1 protein-coding gene is annotated in these 2092 nt (G+C 67.4%); it reads left to right on the top strand.

The window, feature by feature from the left end:
• Positions 1–312 precede the first annotated feature (312 nt).
• On the top strand, positions 313–2092 hold a 1780-nt coding region (locus tag AB4Y84_RS19980), incomplete at its 3' end, for a GH92 family glycosyl hydrolase (protein WP_442250759.1).

The raw sequence follows: 2092 nt of genomic DNA, 5'->3' as shown, positions 1-2092 counted from the left end.
CATGGATGGCGCCATCGAGCCCCCATGGATGGGTCTACGGCGTGTCCTGCCTGCCCATACCGCCCCGCCCAGCTCGGTAGCCCGCCGTTGCTGTTGCTGTTTTCTTGGCTTGAAGGCCTCTGCGGGTGCCGGGCGCAGCCCGGCCGAAGCCCCCCCGCTCATGCTGCGCCGCAGAATGCATTGGGCGAAATTCCCATGCTCTACTTGAATCGATCTAAATCCGCCGGGGTGCGGATTTGTACCGATGGAAACGAGGGCTCGGCCTGTGCGGCCGGTTCTTCGCTGCCGCCCTGCCGCCAAGGAGTCCTGCCCGTGACCAGGTTGTCCCGCCGTCGTCCCGCCCGCCGCCTGTCGGCATTGTCCCATCGGCCCCTGGCCCGCATCGCCTGCCTGCTGGCACTGGCGGTGACGCCCTGGCTGCAGGCCGCACCGGCCGCGCTGGAGCGCGAGGTCAATACCTTCATCGGCAGCAAGGATGACGGCAATACCTTCCCCGGTGCCTCGGCACCGTTCGGCCTGATCCAGGTCAGCCCGATCGGCAGCCACTATTCGGGCTGGCGCTACGACGACGACAAGATCCGCGGCTTCGGCCACTCCTTCCTGTCCGGTGCCGGTTGCTGGGAGCAGGGTGGGCAGGTCTCGGTGCTGCCGGTGACCGGTTCGATCGGCCCGGGCGGCGACTTCGATACCGCCGATGCGAAAGCCTTCAATCACAAGACCTATGCGTCGGCCTACAGCCACGACGGTGAGATCGGCCAGGCCGGCTACTACAAGGTGCGCCTGACCAGCTACGGCGGCATCGACGCAGAAGCGACCGCGCGCACCCGCGCAGCTGCCGAGCGTTACACCTTCAGCCAGCGCCAGGGCGACGGCCACGTGCTGGTGAATGTCGGTCAGGCCAACGAGCGCCACTCGGTGATCGGCAGCGTGGTCGATGTGGTGGGTGACCGCGTGGTGGAAGGCAAGCTGGTCACCAAGAGCTTCTGCGGTGGACATCAGTACACCACCTGGTTCCGCATTGAGTTCAACCGCCCGTTCAAGGCGCATGGTACCTGGGGCGAGGGCGGCGGCCTGCCGGGCGCGCGCCACAGCATGGAAGGCGAGCAGAAGCMGAATGGCGCGTGGCTCAGCTTCGACCTGGCCAAGGGCCAGTCGGTCACGGCCGTCAGCGCGATTTCGCATGTGGATGCCGAAGGTGCGCGCACCAACCTGCGCGCCGAGGGCATGCAGGGCGGGGCGCTGCTGGGCTTCGAACGCATGCGCGCGCTGTCGCAGCAATCGTGGCGGGAGCAGTTGGCACGCGTGCGCGTGCAGGGCGGCAATGGCGATGACCGCACCGTGTTCTACAGCGCGCTGTACCACGCGCTGCTGCAGCCGCTCACCGGCAGCGATGCCGACGGCCGTTACCGCGGCTACGACGATGGCATTCATCGCGCCGATGGCTGGACCTACTACGAGTACTTCTCGCTGTGGGACACCTACCGTGCACAGAACCAGTGGCTGGCACTGACGCGCCCGGATGTGGCGCGCGACATCGGCCGCAGCCTGCTGGCGATCGATGAGCAGGGCGGCTGGCTGCCGCGCTGGGGCTATGCCAACTTCGAGACCAACATCATGACCGGCGATCCGGTCACCCCCTTCATGGTCGACCTGTGGCGCTTCGGTGCACTCAAGGGCCGCGAAGGGCAGGCATGGGATGCGTTGCGCCGCAATGCGTTCGGTACGCCGCCGCTGAACTCGCGTGCTGCCGGTCGCTCCGGCAACCCGACCTATCTGGACAAGGGCTACGTGGTCTACGACCGCGCATTCCCGTCCAAGGGCATGGACGTCGATCCGCATCACGGCGGTTCGGCCACCTTGGAATACGCGCTGGCCGACTGTGCGCTTTCGCAGATGGCCGATGGCCTCGGCCATGCGCAGGACGCGGCGACGCTGCGTGAGCGCGGCCGCAACTGGCGCAAGGTGTGGGACCCGCAGGTGCGCGACGCCGAGACCGGCTTCACCGGCTTCCCGCGCCCGCGCACCGAAGATGGCCAGTGGTACACACCGGCCGATGGCCATTACAGCCCACGCTCGCACCACGGTTTCCATG

It is taken from the genome of Stenotrophomonas sp. 2YAF22 (assembly GCF_052114665.1).
GTDB lineage: Bacteria > Pseudomonadota > Gammaproteobacteria > Xanthomonadales > Xanthomonadaceae > Stenotrophomonas > Stenotrophomonas indicatrix.
The sequence above is the reverse complement of the archived record's forward strand: the minus strand, read 5'-3'. Positions and strand labels throughout refer to the sequence as shown.